The organism is Rhodococcus sp. H29-C3 (assembly GCF_030063405.1).
In the GTDB taxonomy this organism is placed as follows: Bacteria; Actinomycetota; Actinomycetes; order Mycobacteriales; family Mycobacteriaceae; genus Rhodococcoides.
The window spans coordinates 141,040-161,951 of the sequence record NZ_JASITC010000001.1 but is presented as its reverse complement, the minus strand read 5'-3'; the positions used below and the strand labels follow the sequence as shown (position 1 = coordinate 161,951).

Here is a 20,912-nt window from a genome sequence, read left to right as displayed (position 1 = left end):
CCTGCCTGATGTCCAGGCATTTGGGTAGCCGACAGGCGGGTCGCCCACTAGTCGGAATCGCGGCGCCCTGCTCACGTATCCTGTAGTCATGTCTTCGGCTGTTCCACTGAACCTGGGTATCGCACGTCCATCGGGCGCTGATTCCGCCCCTTACACCGGAGGAAAACGAGTACTCCTGGCAGAGCCTCGCGGCTACTGCGCCGGCGTCGATCGCGCGGTCGAGACCGTGGAGAAGGCGCTGGAGCAGCATGGTGCGCCGGTGTACGTCCGTAAGGAGATCGTGCACAACCGGCATGTCGTCGAGACGCTGGCCGATCGCGGCGCCGTCTTCGTCGACGAGACCGACGAGGTGCCTGAAGGCTCCCTGCTGGTGTTCTCCGCGCACGGCGTTTCGCCCGCAGTACACGCTTCGGCCGCGGATCGTCAGCTCCGCACCATCGACGCCACCTGCCCTCTCGTCACCAAGGTTCATCAGGAAGCCAAGCGATTCGCCCGCGACGACTACGACATCCTGCTGATCGGCCACGAAGGTCACGAGGAAGTCGAAGGCACTGCCGGTGAGGCACCTGAGCATGTGCAGCTCGTAGACGGACCGGACTCTGTCGACGACGTCACCGTGCGTGATCCGAACAAGGTCATCTGGCTGTCGCAGACCACACTCAGCGTCGACGAGACGATGCTCACGGTCGCGCGTCTACGTGAGCGCTTCCCGACATTGCAGGATCCACCGAGCGACGACATTTGCTACGCGACACAGAACCGTCAGGTCGCGGTGAAGGTGATGGCACCCGAGTGCGATCTGGTGATCGTCGTCGGGTCGACGAACTCCTCCAACTCGGTCCGGCTCGTAGAAGTGGCACTCTCCGCTGGTGCGCGTGCCAGCTACCTCGTCGATTACGCCAAAGAGATCGATCTGGCCTGGCTGGACGGAGTGCAGACTGTCGGCATCACTTCGGGTGCGTCGGTACCGGAGATTCTTGTACAGGGAGTCATCGATCTGCTGTCCGAGCACGGCTATGCCGATGTGCAGCCCGTGACCACTGCCAACGAAACCCTCGTCTTCTCACTGCCGCGCGAGCTTCGGCCGACCAAGGCCTGATCGACTTTCGGCCTTCGGTCGAGCCGAGTCAGGGTTCGGTGCGGTCCCGGTAGCGAACCTGCGGGACCGGATGCGGCGGGACATGTGCGCTTGCCGGGGCAGCACGGGGCGCTGCATACGGATCGATGTCAGGTTGGCGGGGCGTCCGTGGCTGCGTCGGTCGGGGTGCTGCCCGCCTCGGCGGGAGCGGCGCCCGATCTGCGTCGACCGGTTCGGGGCGATACGGGTCGGCGCGATTCAGGTCATCGCGATTCCGGTCAGCGGCAGGGCGGTCGTACGAGGGCTCGACGCGTTCGCGGCGCGCACGACGGCCTTCCGTGCTCGGACGCCTCTCGGTGCTCGGACGGTCTTCGGTGCTCGGACGGCTCCCGCGGCCCTCGGTGCCGGGACGGCGTGCGTCGGTACTTCGGCGCCGACCGTCGGTCGGTTGGCTGTCGTACGCGGCTCCCCGTCCGGAGATTCGGTCCTCTGGAGTGCGCGCTGAAGCCGGCGCGCTCTTCGTCTTCGGCTTGGAATCTCTCGTACGGTCACGTTGCTTGGCCCTGTCACGAACCGCACGAGTGGGGGCGTGAGTGGACTGCCGTTTGAGGTAGATGCGTGCACCGCCGATCCCGATCGCCAGGACGGTGCCGAGCAGCATCAACGGAAAACGATTGACGAGGGGAATAGCGACATTCAGCAGAATGTCTTTCACGCCAGTTCCTGGATTCTCGGTGAAGTACTGATACGCCAGAGGTACCGCCGCGAACAGGATCAGCGGAGCCTGGACCAGTGCAGTGAAGAGGCCCCGGTATCGAACCAGGACAACTGCGGCAACTACGCCGATGATGTAGAAACAGGCGAAGGCAGAGGTCAGCTCGGTGCCGCGGGCAGCGTCGATGACGAATCCGAGAAAACTGGCGCCACCTGCGATAGCCACCGCCCCCCACGCTGGGACGCCGGGCACTGATGCGAGGGCTGAACGTTGATCCAGCGGAACCCCGGAACGGGCACGTTGGGATGTAGACACCCACCGAGATTAGCGGCTGATCACCCGACTGCGTCGCTGACGTGACCGAACTGGTGCAACGGATGCGACGAATCGGACACTTTCGGTCGGCTGTCGACCCGGCGGACCTCGACGACTTCGGTATCGAACAGCTCGAGCTCGGATAGTTTGCGTGCTGTCACGGTGACCCTGGAATCGACTGAAGACACGGTGGAGTTGAACGAGTCCACTGCCTTGCCGAGATGCCCGCCGAGCTTGTCCAGGTGCGTGGCAACGACCCCGAGTCTGGAATACAGCTCTCGCCCGAGCTTCTGAATTCGAGCGGCATCCTCGGCGAGCGACTCCTGCTTCCACGTGTACGCAACCGTGCGTAGAAGAGCGACCAAAGTAGTGGGGGTGGCAAGTATCACATTTCTCGTAAATGCATATTCCAGCAGTGACGAATCGGACGTGAGCGCGGCGTCGAGAAACGGATCACCGGGAACGAAGAGAATCACGAACTCGGGCGTCGGTTCGAAAGAGCGCCAATATTCCTTGGCCGACAATTGATCGACATGTGTTCGCAGATGCCGAGCATGTCGAGTCAACTGCTTGCTTCGAGCGTCGGCGTCTTCCTCTTGCGCGGCGTCGAGATAGGCCGCGAACGGGACTTTGGCATCCACCACAATCTGCCGACCACCCGCCAACCGGACGATCATGTCCGGGCGAACCCCTCCCCGGGTGACCTGGGTATCGAAATCGCAGTGCTTGACCATGCCGGCGAGCTCGACGACCCGTTCGAGTTGCAACTCACCCCAACGTCCACGAATCTGCGGGGCACGCAATGCGGTGACCAGTTGGGACGTCTGCGTGGACAAATGAACCGATGCGCGTTGCATCCCGGTTACCTGCTCGGTCAGCCCGGCGTACGCACGGATTCGGCTGTGCTCCACCTGCCTTACCTGCTCGGTGAGCGCGTCCACGGCGTCGTGCAGCGGTTCCACCAAATGTGACACCTGTTGGCCGATTGCTCCTGAATGCCTGCGAGCCGAATCCTCGTTGACGGCATCGAGAGACCGTCGCAGCAGCGCCTCGTTGTCGCGAAGTGCCGCCAACTGTGCCTCGGCGCGCACCGCACGATCTCCGAACCTGCTCGAGTGCAACAACCATCCGATGGCTGCCCCGAGAGCGAAGGCGAATGCCATCCCGACAGCGGTAAGTGCGTTCATGACGCAGATGATGCCCGACGGTACCGACAGACTCTCGGACCAGCCGGAGTGCCTTTCCACCTCGGGGTGCGCAGCGGCCGACTGGCCGTAGCGGTTGAGCGAGTTTGTCGGTGGCCTCCGTTAGCGTCGTATTCATGAAGATCCTGCACACCTCGGACTGGCACATCGGCCGCACGTTCCACGGCGTCGACCTGCTTGCGGACCAGGCTGCTGTGCTGGCGTCCATCGCGGATCTGGTTGCGGCACAGAGAATCGACGTGGTGGTCGTGCCGGGTGACATCTATGATCGCGCCGTGCCGAGCGCAGATGCGGTCCTCGTGTGCAACAGGGGACTGGAAGCCATCCGCGCGGCAGGTGCTGTCATCGTGGCGACGTCGGGCAATCATGATTCGCCGGCGCGGCTCGGTGCGGGCGCTGCCTTCGCCTCGGCAGGCGGTTTGCATCTGATGACCCGGGTGGGCGATGTAGGTACTCCGGTGGTGATCGACGACGAGTTCGGCCCGGTTGCCTTCTACGGAATTCCTTATCTGGAGCCGGAAACCACGCGGATCGAACTCGACGTTCCCGGTGCGCGGTCGCACGCGGATGTGTTGGACGCAGCGATGGAGCGCATCACCGCAGATCTCGACGGCCGACGGAGCGGTGCGGATCGCGTGCGTTCGGTAGTGCTTGCGCATGCGTTCGTCGTCGGCGGTGAAGCGACGGGTTCTGAGCGTTCGATCTCGGTAGGTGGGGTCGAGACCGTTTCGGCATCTGCATTCGACGGTGTCGACTATGTTGCGCTGGGACACTTGCATTCTCCGCAGACGCTGACCGACCGTGTGCGCTATTCGGGCTCGCCGTTGCCGTATTCGTTCGGTGAGCGGTCTCATCGGAAAGCTGTGTGGATACTTCAGCTCGATGCGGATGGTCTGGGCACGGTCGAGCGTGTAGATCTGCCGGTCGTCCGTGGGTTGAGCCGGATCGAAGGCACCGTCGAAGAGCTGACTACTGCAAGCGAATTCGCCGATGCCGAAGAGCGCTACGTGTCGGCTGTCCTGACCGATCCGATTCGTCCGGTCGATGCCATGCGCGCACTGCGTACCCGCTTCCCACATGCTGTTCATCTCGAATGGTCACGTCCTGCAGGCACTTCCGAGCTGCGGTATCGCGATCGCGTGCGCGGTCGCACCGATATCGACATTGCCACCTCGTTCGTCACCGACATGCGAAGTACTCCCGAAGCGCGGGAGGTTTCGTTGCTCGAACGGGCATTGGCTGCGGTGCAGCGCGAGGACGTTTCCCGTGACGACGAGCGTGTCGAGCAGTACGAGTTGTCCGGACGCAGCGCATGAGCCGACCGGCATGAGACTGCATCGACTCGAGATCACTGCATTCGGTCCCTTCGCTCGAACCGAATCCGTCGACTTCGACGCCCTCGGTGCCGACGGACTGTTTCTGCTCCACGGTCAGACCGGTGCGGGCAAGACCACTGTTCTCGACGCCGTCGCCTTCGCCCTGTACGGGACGGTTCCGGGTGCGCGCAGAGAAGGCAAGCGTCTTCTATCCGACCATGCGGCGCCCGGTGCGGTGCCCAGGGTGGTGCTCGAAGCCACTCTCGGTGGCAGACGCGTCCGGATCGTTCGCTCTCCCGAGTACATGCGGCCCAAGAAGGGCGGGAGGACCGGTATCACCAAGGAAAACGCCAAGGCCAGCCTGACGTGGCTCGACGGTGACGGGCAGAACTTGACCCGCCTCGACGAGATCGGTGAGGCAGTAGGCGCCGCACTCGGGATGAGTGCAGATCAGTTCTTTCAGGTCGTCCTCTTGCCTCAGGGTGAGTTCGCTCGGTTCCTGCGTGCGGACAGCGAAGAGCGCGGCAATCTCCTCGAGAGGTTGTTCGACACCAGCAGGTTCGGGGATGTTGAACAGTGGTTCGCCAATGAAAGGCGTTCCAGCGCAGCGTTGATGGAGTCTTCGCGCATTGCCATCGACAAGTTGCGCGGTCGGATCGCCACGGCCTCGGGCGAGGACGAAGAACTCGACCGTGAACCGATGGAGTGGGCCACCGATGTTCTGGGACGTGCTCGCGGTGCGCACGCCGCGGCGTCGACAGCGCTCGCAACTGCGCGAGGCAAGGCCGAGCTCGCCGCCTCGGCACTCGATCGCCACAAAACTCTCCTCGTGTTGAGGCAACGACGAGACCTCGCGCGGAAGCAGTTGGCCGAGTTCCACCGGGCGGCCCCCGAGCGGGACGTGATTCGCCGAGAAGTCGAACGGTCTGCTGCTGCAGGCCCTATCGCGACGCTCGCCGCCGAGTATGCGAAAACCGCACGGGCCTACGACCTCGCTGCGCGTGACGCAGAGTCGGTGCGCGGCTCGTTGGCGATGATCGATGGATCCGAGATGGTCCTTGCCTCGTCGTCCTCGGATACGGACGACGGTCGTACGGTCGTCGCCAACGCTGTACGCGAGTGGACGACGGCGGTGGTCGGCCTCCAGGAGATGCGGCAGTTGGCTCTTCGTGCCGATGCGGAGGAGGCCGTTGCTCGCGAGCTGACGTCCGAGTGTAGAGCCGTCGAGAAGGCTGTCGACGCTGCGCTGGTCCTCAGGGAACAGTTGCCTGCGGCGATCGCCGCAACAGAACTTGCGGTGACCACCGCTGTGCACGCTGCCGCGAATGTGCCTGCGCTCGAGTCCGAATTCGCCGCTGTCTCCGATGCAGTCAAGGCGGCAATCGAACTCACGAAGACACGAACCGCGCTCGCCTCGGCCGAGGCGGCTCGCGAAGCGGCACGCACGGCGCACAACGACGCTCGGGAACATCTACTCGATCTGCGAGAACGACGTCTCACCGGAATGGCCGCGGAGTTGGCAACCGAGCTTGTCGACGGCGGCCCGTGCGGAGTCTGCGGATCACGGTCTCACCCGGAGCCTGCGTCGGTCGCCGACTCGACGGTCACGAAGGCAGACGAAGCCGAGGCGAGCAGTGCCGAGCGTAGAGCGGCCGCTGCCGAGGATCTTCGGACTGCGGAAGCGGCCGAGCTGGTCCGGGTGCTCGATGCACTCATTGCTCGTTCCGGTGGCCGCGGTAGCGATGAACTGGTGGTGGCCCTCGACGAGGTGACTACTCGATTGACGGCAGCAAGGACAGCTGCGGCTTCACTCGACGACCTTCGGGCCGAGTTGGCTCACCTCAGGTCGGAGGATCACGGGCTCGCTTCCGTCATTGCCGAGCATCGATCCACTGCAGCGGGTCTCGCTGCACGGGCGGCTCAGGTTCGGAGTTCCGTCGAGGGGATGCGCGCACGTGTCGCCGCCACCGTCGACGGTGAGGAGACACTCGATCAGCGTGTGGCGCGCCTCGAGAAGCTGATCGCACTCGCCACCGATCTTCAACACAAGAGGGTCGCTGCTGCTCGCGCGGCCGACATCAGCGGGGCGATCGCCGAGCGACTGGCAGCGCAGGTGTCGGAATCCGGCTTCGAATCCGCCGAGGATGCAGCGGCCGTGGTGATCCCCGCCGAGCGAGTCCGGAGCATCGAGAAGCAACTCGCTGCAGCACATGACATTCGCGCTCATGCCGAGCAGGTTCTTGCCGAACCTGCGATCGCAGCCATCGAAGACACCGACACCGAACAGGTGGAGACGGCACCCTGGCAGGAGGCTGCCGACACTGCTGCCGTCGAACTCGATGGTGCCGTAGCGCGCCAGGCCGAATGCAAGCGACGATTCGAACAAGTGGAAGAACTGACCGCACAGTTGTGGGCCGCAGTCGACCACTCGGCACCGATGCAGGCCAAACACGACCAATTGGCTGCGCTGACCGACGTCGTTGCAGGTCGAGGACAGAATGCTCGAAAGATGTCACTCCGGTCGTATGTATTGGCCTCGCGCCTCGAGGACGTCGCCGAGTCGGCGTCGGCGAGGTTGCAGCGTATGTCAGCGGGACGATACGAATTCGTTCATTCCGACGAGGCTGAATCTCGCGGGAGGCGTGGCGGATTGGGCCTCGATATCCGCGACGACTACACCGGAGTCGTCCGTTCGGCGAAGACACTGTCGGGAGGAGAGTCGTTCCTTGCGTCGTTGGCGCTTGCTCTCGGGCTGGCGGACGTCGTGGCCGCAGAATCAGGCGGAGTCGTCCTCGACACGATGTTCATCGACGAAGGCTTCGGCACGCTGGACGCCGACACCTTGGAATCGGTCATGGGGGTTTTGGACGAACTCAGGGCCGGCGGGCGTGTGGTGGGAATCGTCTCCCACGTCGACGAGATGCGTCAACGAATACCGAGCAGGCTCCACGTCATCCGTGAACGGGACGGGTCGAGGCTTCAGCTCTTTTCGGCATCCTGACCGGACTTTTCGTTCTCGTCTTCGTCTTCGTCTTTCTCGTCGGTCAGTAGTTCGTCCGGATCCGGCGCCGACTCTTCGAGTTCTGCCTGGCTGGCCTCGTTGGAGCGTGCGTCGGCTTGTTCGGAGACGTAGCGAATCAGCACTGCGGCTACGGCAGCGGCAGGCACAGCGAGGAAGGCGCCGACAATGCCGAACACCGATCCACCGCCGGTGACGGCCAACAGCACGATCGCGGGATGCAGATTCATGCTCCGGCTCTGCAGAACTGGCTGCAGCACGTTTCCTTCGAGCTGCTGAACAGCGAGGATGATGCCCAACACGATCAGCGCGGTCGTCGGTCCGTTGGCGACGAGCGCAACCAATACGGCCAAGGCGCCCGCAACGAACGCGCCGACGATAGGGATGAATCCGCCGAGAAAAGTGATCGTGGCCAGGACGAGTGCCAGCGGCACATTGAGAATGATCAATCCGAGTCCGATGAAAAATGCATCGATGAAGCTGACGACGGCCTGGGTTCGGATGAACCCGCCGAGCGTCGCCCACATTCGTGCCAGGATCTCGGCGAGGTGTCTTCCTGCACGACCACCGGCGAAGCCGTGCAGCCACGGAGTGAATTTGGGCCCGTCCTTGACGAAGAAGAACGTCAGTACGAGAACAAGCGCCAGGGTGATGAGAATCGAGCTCGCTGCCGAAACACCACTGAAAACGCCCGAGGCAATTGCGGTTCCGCTTTCCTGCAGACGGGAGGTGATGGCCGAGACGGCATTGTCGATCTGCTCGTCCTGCAGATTGATCGGTGGGCCCTTGAGCCAATTCTGGACCTGGGACACGCCCTGGGTCGCTTTGTCCACGAGTTCGGGAGCCGAGTCGACAACGGACGGAACGATCAATGTGATGACGCCGCCGATGACGAGGAAGAACACGATGAGCGAAGTCGCGGCCGAGAGGGCAGGCGGTATTCCGACGCGCATGAGCCACTTGGTCGGCGGCCACAGGACGGTCGCCACGATGATCGCTAGCAGCGAAGGCAGGATGACTACCCACAGCGCTGAGATGATCCAGCCCAGTACCCAGGCCCCAGCGGCTACCGATACGAGGATCAGCGACCACTTTGCCAGCCACACTCCACCGACTCCGATGAGGTCGCCACGATCGCGCCCAGGCTTACCGTTGGGCACTGTCTGTTCCGTCACGTCGGTTGTCCTTTTCGGTGGCTTCGGACTCGGGTACCCGAGTGACTCTAACGTCTCGATTGCCTGTACTACCCAACTGTCGACGCGCTCAATCCTCAGGCTGCCTCGTGCGCCAGTAGCCAGGTCTTCGCAGGCAATCCCCATCTGAAACCGCCGAGTGCGCCACCGATGCGAAAGACTCGGTGACACGGAACGAACAATGCCGCTGCGTTGCGTGCGCAGGCCGATGCCGCGCCGCGGATGGCGGCCGGCCGGCCGGCCATGTCCGCGAACTCCGAGTACGTCACCGGCGATCCGGCGGGAACGGTCCGAAGTACTTTCCACGCATGCATCAGAAACTCGCCGGATTGTTGTGCGACGGGTATGTCGTCGATGACCGTGAGCTCGCCGCGGTGGTAGTCCTGGATTGCCGCGGTAATGCTGCCGAGGTTCGATACCATCCGGATGTCGTTGGGCCGCAACGACTTATGAATCAGCGGTAGCAGGTCTTCGGTAGTTGCAGTCCATCCCGACGCCAGCACGCAGCCTTCGGTGTCGACTATGGCGGTGAACGGTCCGATCGGGGTGTCGGTCGTGGCGGCAGTTGCAGTCATAGTCCTCTTCTTTCGAGCGCGATGTTCCACAGGTGCATCGAGACGTACGAGCGCCACGGCGCCCATCGGCTCGTATCGGTGAGGGGGATGCCGAGCGCTTCGGCGCCCTGACGGACGACGAGGTCGGTGTCGAGCAGCACGTCTGGGTCGGCCAGCAATCGCATCACTACATATCGGGCGGTCCACGGGCCGATACCTTTGAGTGCCAGCAGGTCTCGTTCGAGGTCTTCGGCCGATCGCGCGACGTGCAGTTCGATCTTGCCCGACGCGATCGCGTCGGCCACCCCGATGATCGCGCCGACTCGCGCCTTGGGGCCGGTGAGTACTTCGTGTCCGTGTTCGGCGACGGCGGACGCGTCGGGGAACAGTCGGGTGATGGTGCCGCCCGTGGGGTCCTCGATCCGGTTGCCGAGCGCCTCGACCAGGCGCGCGGTGTGCGTGGCAGCTGCACCCAGGGAGATCTGTTGGCCGATCATGGTCCGTAACAGCAACTCTGTGCCGTCGACATTTCCGACGACGCGTATACCCGGGTGGGCCGCAACATTGGGTGCCAGAGCCGGATCCGCTGACAGAGCAGTGTCCACGGCCTCTGGGTCCGCGTCCAGATCGAGCAGGCGTCGGACCCGGGCCACGGCGGGGGCCAGGTCTCGCATGTCGTGCAGGCTCAACGTCGTGTCGACGTAACCGTCCTCGATCCGAAGTCCGACGATGCCATGTCCGTGTGGGAGGCGAAGGGATCGACGGTAGGTTCGATCGTCGAAGGACTCCACACCTGGCACGGCGTGGCCCCGAAGGAACCATTCGAGCCAGGTCCGGTCCAAGGGTTGGCGGTAGGGGAGTCGAAGTGTGACGGTCCCGTTGCTGGACAGGGTCTTCGTTCGGGTGGCTTCGGCGCGCAACGTGGTGGGGTTCACCGCGAACACGTCACGGACCGTGTCGTTGAACTGGCGAACGCTGGAGAACCCGGCCGCGTAGGCGATGTCTGTCATCGACATAGTAGTGGTCTGAATCAACGTCCGAGCCGTGTGCGCTCGATGCGCGCGCGCCAATGCCAACGGTCCGGCTCCGATCTCGGCGCTGAGAACCCGTGTCAGCTGACGGGTGGAGTACCCGAGTGAATTAGCCAACGAGTCCACGCCGCCACGCTCTACCACGCCGTCGGAAATGAGCCGCATCGCTCGGGAAGCCAGGTCCGAGTTGATATTCCATTGTGGTGAGCCAGGGGTGGCGTCGGGCTGGCACCGTCGGCAGGCTCGAAACCCGGCCTGTTGCGCTGCCGCCGCCGTCGCAACGAACTGCACGTTCTTCGCCTTGGGCGTGACGGCCGGACACGACGGGCGGCAGTAGATGCCCGTCGTGCGCACGGCGGTGAAGAACTGCCCGTCGAAGCGGGTATCACGTGCAGATACGGCCCGATAGCACCGCTCGAAGTCCAGCTCCATGCGATCCACTGTGTCACCGGTGGACGCGCTGCGCTAGCGGAAATCAGCCATCGGTGTGCGGAGCGTCAACAGCAGCGGGCCCCGGGGTGTGCATCGGCCTCGGCGTAACGCTCCCGCCAGTACTGGCGCTCGGACAGGACCGGCTCGTTCGGGTGCACTCGGTTCATGTGGGCGAGGTAGTGCTCGTAGTCCTTGTCTCCCATCACCGAGGTGATCCACCACAGCAGTCCGCGCATATCAGTGGTGTCCGGCGCGTGCGGCGCCGGGCGCTCGGACGGTGCCGTCGGCGATCAGTGTGTCCCACTCCTTTTGGATCGCCTTCTCCGAGGCTGTGGGGATGAAACCTGCGGGCGCAAATATTCTCGACGGGACCTCGGGGTCCTCGTTGTTCGGGAGCCCGCCTGCCCGAACGGCTTTGATACACACCATGAGGCCGGCCACGGCAACGATGAGGACCAACACCGCAAAGATGATCGACAGGGTGCCCTGGATGAAGGTGTTGCGGATGACGGCATCGATCGCCTCGGACGTCTTCGCGCTCTGGAACTCGGTAAGCCCCTGAGCCTTCGCGTCGACGAAGATGCTGTGCTGCTTCCAGTAACCGATGGCAGGGATGTCGGAGAAGATCTTCTGGTACGACGCGGTCATCGTGACGATGAGATCCCAGATCAACGGAACGCCCGGAATCCACGCCCATTTGTAGTATCCGCGCTTGACGACGATGGTCATCACGACGGTGAGTGCGATCGCGGCAAGAAGCTGGTTGGCGATACCGAACAATGGGAACAACGTATTGATGCCGCCGAGTGGATCGGTGACACCCATGAGCAGGATTGCACCCCACGCCGCAACAACCACGAACGAGCACAGCCACGCGCCGGGACGCCACGACGGGTCCTTGAACTTCTTCGCCGACGCGCCGGGAAGGTTGCCGATGCTGTCGGAGAGCATGAAACGTGCCACGCGGGTTCCGGCATCGACGGTGGTGAGGATAAAAAGTGCCTCGAACATGATGGCGAAGTGGTACCAGAACGATTTGAGGCTTTCGCCACCGAAGACTTGATGCAGGACCTCGGACATTGCAAACGCGAGGGTGGGTGCGCCGCCGGTGCGCGAGATGATCGATTCCTCGCCGACAGCTGCTGCGGCCTGGGTGAATTGATCGGGTGTGATGTCGGCACCACCGAGCCCGAGACCGTTCACATAGGTGGCCGCACTTTCCGCTGTTCCGCCGGTGAGTGCTTCTGGTGCATTGAGGGCGAAGTACAAATGCTGGTCGAGGATGCACGCGGTGACAAGAGCCATGATCGCAACGAACGATTCGGTGAGCATGCCGCCGTAGCCGATCATCCGCATCTGCTTTTCTTTCTCCAGCAGCTTCGGAGTGGTGCCGGAACAGATCAGCGCATGGAAGCCGGAGAGAGCACCGCACGCAATGGTGATGAACAGGAACGGGAAGAGTGAGCCGGAGAACGCAGGGCCGTTGCCCTCGGTCGCGAACGACGTCATGGCCGGCATCTGAATCTCCGGGCGGGCGATGAGGATACCGATCGCCAGCAGGGCGATGGTGCCCACTTTCATGAAGGTCGACAGGTAGTCACGTGGGGCGAGGAGCAACCACACCGGCAGGATCGATGCGGCGAGACCGTAGCCGATGAGAAGCCAGGCGACAGTGACCTTGGAGAGTGTGAACCAGTCGGTGCCCCAGCCGGTTTCGGCGACCCAGCCGCCTGAGACGATCGCGAGCAGTAGGAGTACGACGCCGATGAGCGAGACCTCGGATACCTTGCCCGGGCGGAGAAATCGCAGGTAGACGCCCATGAAGAGCGCGATAGGAATGGTCAGCGCGATGGAGAACACGCCCCACGGGCTCTCGGCCAACGCGTTGACAACGACGAGCGCAAGTACCGCAATGATGATGATCATGATGACGAAAACGCCGATCAGAGCGGCGATTCCGCCGACGACACCGAGCTCGTCGCGAGCCATCTGGCCGAGGCTTCGTCCGCGACGACGCGTCGAGATCCACAGGACGAGGAAGTCCTGTACGGCTCCCGCGAACACGACACCGATGATGATCCACATCGTCCCGGGGAGATAACCCATCTGGGCAGCGAGAACTGGGCCGACGAGGGGGCCCGCGCCTGCAATCGCGGCGAAGTGGTGACCGAACAACACCCGACGGTCCGTCGGCATGTAGTCCTTACCGTTCTCGAGAATCTCCGCAGGGGTTGCCCGGTCGTCGCGTGGGTGGATGATCTTGTTCTCGATCAAGCGTGCGTAGAAACGAAAGGCGATGACATAGGTGCACACGGCGGCAATCACGAACCACACGGCGTTGATGTTCTCGCCGCGGATGATTGCGACGACGACCCACGCAAGGCCGCCGAGCAAGCCGATCACGACGAACATCAGTCGCTTTGCCGTCGTCATCGGACTGGTGTCCACAACGCCCACCGGGGGGAGATCTGGATCCGTTTTCAACAACTCGACGTGTGGATTACCGGGCGGCTTCAGTGTCATGTGACGACTCCATGCATCGCGGATGTGACTGTGATCACCCTATGTGCGCGGATGGCACGCGTCGGGGATTTCTGTGATTGCCATGGGCCCGAAGGTCGTCAGTGTGCGCCGAACGGTACCGGCACCGACTTCGTCGTATTGTTTGTCCTTCATCGATCATCGGGGGATTCCACAATGTCAGGTCCGTACGAGCAGCCCCAGTACCAGCAGCAGCCATATCCGACCGCGCAGCCCTATGCACAGCCCTACGCGCAGGCACCACTGATGCCGGCGTCCAATGCGGGTTGGGCAGTGGTTGCTGTCATCTTCTTCTGGCCGCTGGCGATCTCGGCGTTCAACCATGCATTGAAGGTTCACCCACTGTGGTTGATCGGGGACATTCAGGGCGCGGAGTACTCCTCGAAGCGGGCAGGGTTCTTCGGCAAGCTGTCGCTCGGGCTCTTTCTCGGATTCTTCCTGCTGTACATCCTGTTCATCGCGCTGATCGTCGCCAACAGCTAGCGGTTGTAAGGGGTCTGACGGCTCTTGTTGGGCGCGAAGCGTTTTAGTATCGCTCGCATGGACACACTCGGACTCGGCAAGATCGGTTTCTCCATCGGCGTCTCTCACTCGTATCTCGAAGATGCTCGTGAGTTGGAGTCGCTCGGTTACAGCGCCCTGTGGTTGCCGGGCGGCCAAATCGACCGGCTCGACCGGCTCGCCGATCTCGTGCACGCGACCGAGTCGGTGAAAGTCGTGCCCGGCATCGTCCCGGTCGACCGCTACAGCGCGCCAGCGACAGCCCAGCTGTACAGCGAACTCGAGTCTTCGGGCCGGTTCGTTCTCGGGCTGGGTGGTCCACAGGCAGCCCGTCCTCTTGCAGGATTGAGTGCATACCTCGACGAACTCGACGTTCCTTCAGACCGAGTAATTCTCGCGGCGCTCGGTCCCAAGAAACTGGAGATGGCCCGACGTCGAGCGGCCGGTGCGGTGGCGTTGTTGGTCACCCCGGAGTACACAGAGGCCGCTCGGGCACTCCTTGGGCCGGATCGAACGTTGGTGATCGACCAATTCGTCGTGCTGGAGAACGATCCCGGGCGTGCCCGCGCGATCGCCCGCGAGCCGCTGTCATTTCTGGCGACCGTGGACGGCTACCGCCAGAACTTTCTTCGCATGGGCTTCACCAGCGACGATGTCGATCAGCTCAGCGACAAGCTGGTCGATGCCGTGGTCGCGTGGGGGACCGTCGAGGACATCGCTGAACGCGTCGATGCGCACCTGCGTGCAGGGGCCGATCATGTCGTCTTGGCCCCGTTGGGCTCTCCGACCGTCGCTGCTGGCCGGGCACTGTCGGGGCTGGTGATGCGTCCAAAGTAGACTCCATAGACCGTGAGCCTCACCCTCGGAATCGTCGGACTGCCCAACGTCGGCAAGTCCACCCTGTTCAATGCGCTGACCAACAACGATGTGCTGGCCGCGAACTACCCGTTCGCGACCATCGAGCCCAATGTCGGCGTCGTTGCGCTGCCTGATCCGCGGCTGGGCAAGCTTGCCGAGGTCTTCGGTTCGGAGAAGCTGGTGCCCGCGCTGGTGTCGTTCGTCGACATCGCAGGGATCGTCAAGGGTGCCTCCGAGGGTGCCGGACTCGGCAACAAATTCCTCGCGAACATCCGCGAAGCCGACGCCATCTGCCAGGTCGTCCGCGTTTTCGCTGACGACGACGTGGTGCACGTCGACGGCCGTGTCGATCCGTCCGCCGACATCGAGGTCATCGAAACCGAACTGGCCATCGCCGACCTGCAGACCTTGGAGAAGGCAATCCCGCGCGTCGAGAAGGAGGCGCGGATCAAGAAGGACCGCAAGCCTGCACTCGACGCCGCCATTGCCGCCCAGGCAGTGCTCAACGAGGGCAAGACGCTGTTCTCCCAGAAGGACAAGCTGGACTTCGAGCTGCTCAAGGAATTCCAGCTCCTCACCACCAAGCCGTTCCTCTACGTCTTCAACGCCGACGAGAGTGTGCTCACCGACGACGCAAAGGTCGGCGAGCTTGCCCGCCTCGTCGCACCCGCAGATGCCGTGTTCCTCGACGCGAAGATCGAGTCCGAACTGCTCGAACTCGACGCCGAATCTGCCGCGGAACTGCTCGAATCAGTCGGCCAGACCGAACCGGGTCTCGACGCCCTGGCTCGCGCAGGCTTCCACACCCTCGGATTGCAGACCTACCTCACGGCGGGCCCGAAAGAGGCTCGCGCGTGGACGATCAACAAGGGCGCCACCGCGCCTCAGGCTGCCGGCGTTATCCACACCGACTTCGAGCGTGGATTCATCAAGGCCGAGGTCGTCAGCTTCGACGACCTCATCGAGGCCGGATCCATGGCCGCAGCCAAGGCTGCAGGCAAAGTCCGGATCGAAGGCAAGGAATACATCATGGTCGACGGGGATGTCGTGGAGTTCCGCTTCAACGTCTAACCGAGGTTCGAGTGGACTACCCCGTGGACCCGTGACTACGAGGTGTCCGCCAAGACATCGGTTCACCCACGGAGACGCATGTCCTCGTGGGTGTCACGCATCACCGCGTGCCCCCGACCGGCCACTCGGTATTCGAAATGTTCGTCATCGCTCAGTCGTCGAACGCGATCAGGTATCGCGTCAACGCAGGGCTCCTTCGGTGATGGTGTCCACTTGGCGAGAGAAGGCCTACTGCCTTCTGACAACATCGACCGAGATTTCCACAGCCGAAACTTCTCCTCTGTTCTCCAGCCAATGGAGCGTGTTTCGGTCTTCGGGCCAACCTATACCCGGCCCGTACTCGGTGGTGATCCCGTCCCGATGGTCCGTGATCGTTCCCTGTAGCACGTAGACCGTTCCCGGTCTGCCTTTGTGGTCATGTACCGGGCCGAAAACACCTCCCGGTTGCATGGTCACCATGCGTGTGCGCAGCTGCCACCCGTCCATGCCCTGGATCTCGGAGCCGAGGTCAACCGTCGACAACAACTCGACCACGACCCCCTTCGTCTCTGGCCCCAGCTGCTCTTCGCTCATCGTCCTGTCCTCCCGTGCGCAGAACCCACAGAGACAACCTCAATCCGCTGACGTCGATGTGTTCGCCAATTATCCCGCCCTTGTCCAGTCTGCAGCGGCCAGGAGACTCGCTGGCATCGAATGGACTCAATTGCTCTGGTAGCCCAACGAGACGTTGTGGCGGGCTTCGTCGGCGATTCTTCGGCCCTGGTTCCTCGTGGCGGTGACAATTCAAAGTAAAGGCGCGACCACTGTTTCTGCATGGATGTGTAGGAAACGTCCGCGCTGCAGCCTGAATCGATTACTCCGCGGACCCCGACTGACTCAGTACAGTCGAAATATGCTCGGTCGAGAAGTGCAGTTGACGGCGCTGCCGGATGGAAATGTCCGCGCGGAGAACTTCGACGTGTTCGACAAAGAAGTCCCTTCACCGACAAAGACGCAGGTTCTCGTCAGTATCCGAAGGCTCGGCCTCAACGCGGGACTTGCCCACCGTCTCGGCGGTGAAGGCACGGCGTACGGTCCGGGGATCGGCGTCGGTGATGTCCCGTCCAGTGACGCCGTTGTCGAAGTGCTCGAGTCGGGCGTCGAGGGTTTTCAGCCCGGAGATCTCGCCGTCGGCAAGGTTCCGTGGTGCACGGCCGCTGTCGTGGAAGCCGATGAGCTGCGCAAGATTGCCGACACGGAGTCGAATGGGGGTCTCGACGCTCACCTCACGGTTCTCGGGCACGTCGGTTTCACCGCATACACCGGGTTGATTCACGTCGGTGACGTTCAGCCCGAGGACGTCGTCTACGTCTCCGGTGCGGCGGGCGGGGTGGGCAGCTGCGTCGTACAGTTCGCCAAGGCGCGTGGAGCAACGGTCATCGGTGTCGCCGGTTCCAACGACAAGGTCGCGCTCCTCACGGACGCACTCGGTGCGGACAAAGCCATCAATCGCCATGACGGCCCTGCCGTCGATCTCTTGCGCGATGCTGCACCCGACGGCATCGACCTCTACTACGACAATGTTGGCGGCGAGCAACTCGAAGCTGCGCTAGAGGTACTGAATTTCGGTGGTCGAGCGGTGATCTGCGGCGCAGTCGGGGACGGCGGCGGTCCGGCAAACTACCGCCGGCTCATTTACCAGGAACTCACTATGAAGGGCTTCGCTGTCACGTCACACGAGGATCTTCGCGACCAGTTCGAAACCGAGGTCGGTGGTTGGTTGCGGGAGGGCAAGATTCGCAGCCTGCACACGGTATTCGATGGGATCGATCGCATTCCCGAGGCGTTCGTGTCACTTTTGACCGGCGGCAGCTCGGGCCGGGTAATCGTGTCGGTGCCGTCACAACTTCAGAGCTGACCGCTATTTCTTCCCTCGAAGCCGCTTCTCCAGCGGCGTAGGGAAGCTCGGGACAACCGCGGTCCCGTCGAGCAGGTCGGTGATCCTTCCTGCCTCCGCGGCAATTGCCTCGACTCCCGAACCGACCTCCTCGAACAATTCGGTCACCACCTCACCGGCTGGCGTGACGGCCCATCCGCCGACGATGCGGCCATCGGACCATATCGTCGGACCGATGTTGCCGTAGGTGTCGAACAGTGGAGCTTTGTGTTCGCCGAGGTACCAACTGCGGTGCTTCCACCCCATCGGTGTGGGATCGAGCGCGGGAAGCAGCAACACACCGGTCCGGCCCTTCTGCAAGACAGTGTCGGCCAGCATGATCCCGTCCCCGGCGTCGAGTTCGACTTCGACGGTGTCGAGGCCGGCAACTGCGGCTCGCGTCTGAGTTTTGTTCCAACCGGTCCACCACTGAACATCGTCGAGCGTTGCGGGCCCGAACACGTCGAGCCAGCGTCGTGCAAGCTCGCGGCGACTCTCGGCCTCGTCGAGAGGCGGAATACCGCCTTGCCACCACTGATCGATCGGCGCCCACCCGTGTCTGCGTGATGTCCACGAACCGCGAGGTTCGACGCGCACCATGCGCCCTTCGGCGGCCATCATCGACAACACCTGCGAAGTCACATAACGCTTGACGTCGTACGCCTTGTCGGTCGTGGGGAGTAGAGCGGTTCTCAGCAGCGGCGCCGCAGCCGACAACTCCGCACCCGTCGCCGAGCCGGCGGCCCTCAACGCTTCCTCCGCCTGCTTCTCGACGGCATCGAGCCAACCCGGCACATCCTCGATGACGGGTTCGGTCGGAAGCGTCGACACTTCTTTGATCAGTCTCGCGCGCATCGTTCGGGCTACCCCGACGCTTGCTGCCGCATGAATGATCGGGACGTCATCGTGCGCGACTACGAACAGGGTGCGGCGCATCGCCATGAGGCGCACAAGGTTTCGGCGGTCGTACATGGCGGTGCGGACATCTTCGATGGACAGCGATCGGGCGCGGGCGAGCACCGACAGATACACCGTCGCAGGGTCGGTGGCGTGCAAGGCCAGCAGCGAAGAGACGACGTCCTCGGCGGTGGGAGAGTCCGCGAAGTGACGTGTGGCCAGGTGGGCACGGCGCTGGGCGTCGGTGATCTTCACTCCGACAGTGTGCCTCTCCGATCTCGAGGGCATCGGATCTGGAGGGCATCGACATGCCGTCGTGCCATGATGCAGGCATGGTTGTCCCGCCGGCCCACTCCGCAGCTACGCTCGAGATCCTGGCGGGCCTCCCGGCTCATCGACGAGAAACTTTCCAGCTCAGGTACGAACTGTGGTGGCCCGATCTTCACGACGCCGTCACCGCGATCTATCCGGACCCCGACGCCGTAGTGTCGCGACTGGTGGAATCTGCTGCTACCGGCTTTGCACAGCGCCCGCCGGAGTTGCACCGGTTGGACGAACGCAGGCTTCTTCGGCCCGACTGGTTTCAACGGCCAGACATGTTCGGCTATGCCTGTTATGTCGATCGGTACGACGACACATTGGCGGGACTCGGGCAGCGACTCGATCATCTCACCGACCTGGGCGTGACGTATCTGCACCTCATGCCGCTACTGGCAACGCGCCCCGGCGACAACGACGGCGGTTATGCGGTCATGGATTACCGATCCGTGAGCCCCGACCTGGGAACCAATGAGGACCTGGCCGACCTGGCGAGAACGCTACGTGAGCGTGGAATCAGCCTCGTCGTCGATCTCGTCGTCAATCATGTTGCTCGCGAGCATGAGTGGGCAGAGAAGGCGCGCTCCGGTGACCAGAAGTTTCGTGACTACTTCTTGATCTACCCCGATCGGAGTACCCCGGATTCGTTCGAACGCACGCTGCCCGAGGTGTTTCCCGACTTCGCGCCGGGCAGCTTCACCTTCGACGACCACATGGGGGAGTGGGTGTGGACCACTTTCAACGAGTGGCAATGGGACCTGAACTGGGCCAATCCGAATGTGCTGCTCGAGTTTGCAGACATCGTCATGCACCTTGCGAACCGCGGTGTGGAAGTTCTTCGGTTGGACGCGATCGCGTTCCTGTGGAAGCGACTCGGAACCAATTGTCAGAATCAGCCCGAGGTCCACGCCATCACCCAGGCCCTGCGGGCAACTGCGCGGCTCGCTGCGCCGTCCGTGTTGTTCAAGGCCGAAGCGATCGTCGGGCCCCGAGATCTGATGCCCTACCTCGGTCTCGGTCAGCACACCGGTCGGGTCTCCGACATCGCGTACCACAACAGTCTGATGGTGCAAGTGTGGTCGATGCTGGCGACCGGCAGTACAGCGCTGGCTCGGCACGCCCTCGCGTCGCTACCCCCGACACCGCCGGGCGGCACCTGGGTGACGTACGTCCGATGCCACGACGACATCGGCTGGGCGATCGACGACGGCGACGCCACCGCACTGGGGTTGACGGGCGCAGGGCACCGTCACTTTCTCGCCGAGTGGTACAGCGGTGAATTCGATGGTTCCTGGGCCGAAGGGCTCGTATTTCAACACGACGAAAAGACCGATGACCGCCGAATCAGCGGCACCTCAGCAGCATTGACCGGACTCGGCCCGTCGAGGCGCGATCCGGACGGAGCGTTCGCCCGCATCTTTCTCGCGCACGCCGTCATCTCGGTGTGGGGTGGCATCCCCGTCGTGTGGAGCGGCGACGAACTGGGATCCCCCGGTGACGCAGAGTGGGCCGCCGAACCGGGGCATGGCGAGGACAATCGCTGGGTCCACCGTCCCCGCATCACCGACGAAGACCGTGCACGACGCCTGATAGCCGGCACCGACGAGCAGCGGGTGTTCGACGGGATCGCACGTATCGCCAGGGTCCGCGCGGGCCTACCGATGTTGCACGCCGAGGCGCCGGTGGACCTGCCGACCGACTTCGACGACGGGCTCTTGGTGGTCCGTCGACGCCACCCCAGTGGCACCCTCGTCGCATTCTTCAACATGACCGCCGAGCATCGGCCGTTTCCGTACTCGCATGTGCTCGATCTCGGCGTCGAACACCCTCGGGAAGTTCTCGCACAGCACGATGTGATGGCCGACGAGTTCGGTTCGGTATGGATGCCGCCCTACGCCGCATGGTGGATCATCTGACTGCGCGTATCACCGGAACCGCCGGCCTTCGGTCACT

The 20,912-nt window shown here is 63.2% G+C and carries 17 protein-coding genes; 8 read left to right on the top strand and 9 right to left on the bottom strand.

The genetic code is table 11. From position 1 onward, the window contains the following. The first annotated feature begins 88 nt into the window (after positions 1–88). Positions 89–1,099, top strand: a complete 1,011-nt coding sequence (locus tag QMK32_RS00730) for a 4-hydroxy-3-methylbut-2-enyl diphosphate reductase (protein WP_269305079.1) — start codon at positions 89–91, stop codon at positions 1,097–1,099. A gap of 28 nt (positions 1,100–1,127) precedes the next feature. On the opposite strand, the gene QMK32_RS00725 is transcribed toward QMK32_RS00730, so the two are convergent. Both QMK32_RS00725 and QMK32_RS00720 read right to left on the bottom strand, forming a co-directional pair. Then, the gene (locus QMK32_RS00725; protein WP_283472398.1) at positions 1,128–2,108 is read right to left on the bottom strand and encodes a DUF6542 domain-containing protein; all 981 of its coding nucleotides are present in this window, start codon (positions 2,106–2,108) and stop codon (positions 1,128–1,130) included. A gap of 20 nt (positions 2,109–2,128) precedes the next feature. Further along, positions 2,129–3,295, bottom strand: coding sequence for a DNA recombination protein RmuC (locus QMK32_RS00720; RefSeq protein ID WP_283472397.1), 1,167 nt, complete (start codon positions 3,293–3,295; stop codon positions 2,129–2,131). Positions 3,296–3,429: 134 nt separating this feature from the next. On the opposite strand from QMK32_RS00720, the gene QMK32_RS00715 reads away from it, so the two are divergent. Then, a complete protein-coding gene (locus QMK32_RS00715) occupies positions 3,430–4,629 on the top strand; it encodes an exonuclease SbcCD subunit D (RefSeq protein WP_283472396.1) in 1,200 nt (399 codons plus the stop codon). A gap of 10 nt (positions 4,630–4,639) precedes the next feature. Further along, a complete protein-coding gene (locus tag QMK32_RS00710) occupies positions 4,640–7,630 on the top strand; it encodes an AAA family ATPase (RefSeq protein ID WP_283472395.1) in 2,991 nt (996 codons plus the stop codon). Here QMK32_RS00710 and QMK32_RS00705 read toward each other — a convergent pair. The 5 genes from QMK32_RS00705 to QMK32_RS00685 all read right to left on the bottom strand — a co-directional run bounded on the left by QMK32_RS00705 (position 7,609) and on the right by QMK32_RS00685 (position 13,381). Beyond that, positions 7,609–8,823, bottom strand: a complete 1,215-nt coding sequence (locus QMK32_RS00705; protein ID WP_283472393.1) for an AI-2E family transporter — start codon at positions 8,821–8,823, stop codon at positions 7,609–7,611. The two genes, QMK32_RS00710 and QMK32_RS00705, sit on opposite strands and share 22 nt — an antisense overlap. 95 nt (positions 8,824–8,918) lie before the next feature. Next, positions 8,919–9,416, bottom strand: a complete 498-nt coding sequence (locus QMK32_RS00700; RefSeq protein WP_283472392.1) for a methylated-DNA--[protein]-cysteine S-methyltransferase — start codon at positions 9,414–9,416, stop codon at positions 8,919–8,921. Next, complete coding sequence (locus QMK32_RS00695) at positions 9,413–10,858, bottom strand: AlkA N-terminal domain-containing protein (protein ID WP_283472391.1); 1,446 nt, start codon at positions 10,856–10,858, stop codon at positions 9,413–9,415. Before QMK32_RS00695 ends, QMK32_RS00700 begins: the two co-directional genes overlap by 4 nt. A 65-nt stretch (positions 10,859–10,923) precedes the next feature. Then, complete coding sequence (locus QMK32_RS00690; protein WP_283472390.1) at positions 10,924–11,094, bottom strand: YbdD/YjiX family protein; 171 nt, start codon at positions 11,092–11,094, stop codon at positions 10,924–10,926. 1 nt (position 11,095) lies between these two features. Next, the gene (locus QMK32_RS00685; protein ID WP_283472389.1) at positions 11,096–13,381 is read right to left on the bottom strand and encodes a carbon starvation CstA family protein; all 2,286 of its coding nucleotides are present in this window, start codon (positions 13,379–13,381) and stop codon (positions 11,096–11,098) included. A gap of 174 nt (positions 13,382–13,555) precedes the next feature. Here QMK32_RS00685 and QMK32_RS00680 point away from each other — a divergent pair, with 174 nt between their 5' ends. The 3 genes from QMK32_RS00680 to ychF are packed head-to-tail and all read left to right on the top strand — an operon-like array spanning position 13,556 to position 15,829. Next, a complete protein-coding gene (locus tag QMK32_RS00680; protein WP_283472388.1) occupies positions 13,556–13,882 on the top strand; it encodes a CD225/dispanin family protein in 327 nt (108 codons plus the stop codon). A 57-nt stretch (positions 13,883–13,939) separates the two neighbouring features. After that, positions 13,940–14,737: a TIGR03620 family F420-dependent LLM class oxidoreductase gene (locus QMK32_RS00675; RefSeq protein ID WP_283472387.1), complete on the top strand. Its 798-nt coding sequence runs from the start codon at positions 13,940–13,942 to the stop codon at positions 14,735–14,737. Between the two features lie 12 nt (positions 14,738–14,749). Continuing rightward, positions 14,750–15,829: a redox-regulated ATPase YchF gene (gene ychF / locus QMK32_RS00670; RefSeq protein WP_283472386.1), complete on the top strand. Its 1,080-nt coding sequence runs from the start codon at positions 14,750–14,752 to the stop codon at positions 15,827–15,829. A 228-nt stretch (positions 15,830–16,057) separates the two neighbouring features. Here ychF and QMK32_RS00665 read toward each other — a convergent pair whose 3' ends face one another. Beyond that, positions 16,058–16,402, bottom strand: a complete 345-nt coding sequence (locus tag QMK32_RS00665; RefSeq protein ID WP_283472385.1) for a cupin domain-containing protein — start codon at positions 16,400–16,402, stop codon at positions 16,058–16,060. 319 nt (positions 16,403–16,721) lie between these two features. Here QMK32_RS00665 and QMK32_RS00660 point away from each other — a divergent pair, with 319 nt between their 5' ends. Then, complete coding sequence (locus QMK32_RS00660; RefSeq protein WP_283472384.1) at positions 16,722–17,726, top strand: MDR family NADP-dependent oxidoreductase; 1,005 nt, start codon at positions 16,722–16,724, stop codon at positions 17,724–17,726. Positions 17,727–17,729: 3 nt separating this feature from the next. Here QMK32_RS00660 and QMK32_RS00655 read toward each other — a convergent pair whose 3' ends face one another. Continuing rightward, on the bottom strand, positions 17,730–18,896 hold the full coding sequence (locus QMK32_RS00655) for a winged helix DNA-binding domain-containing protein (protein ID WP_283472382.1): 1,167 nt from the start codon (positions 18,894–18,896) through the stop codon (positions 17,730–17,732). A gap of 77 nt (positions 18,897–18,973) precedes the next feature. Here QMK32_RS00655 and QMK32_RS00650 point away from each other — a divergent pair, with 77 nt between their 5' ends. After that, entirely contained in the window at positions 18,974–20,875 is a 1,902-nt protein-coding gene (locus QMK32_RS00650) for an alpha-amylase family protein (protein WP_283472381.1), read from the top strand. The last annotated feature ends 37 nt before the right edge of the window (positions 20,876–20,912 follow it).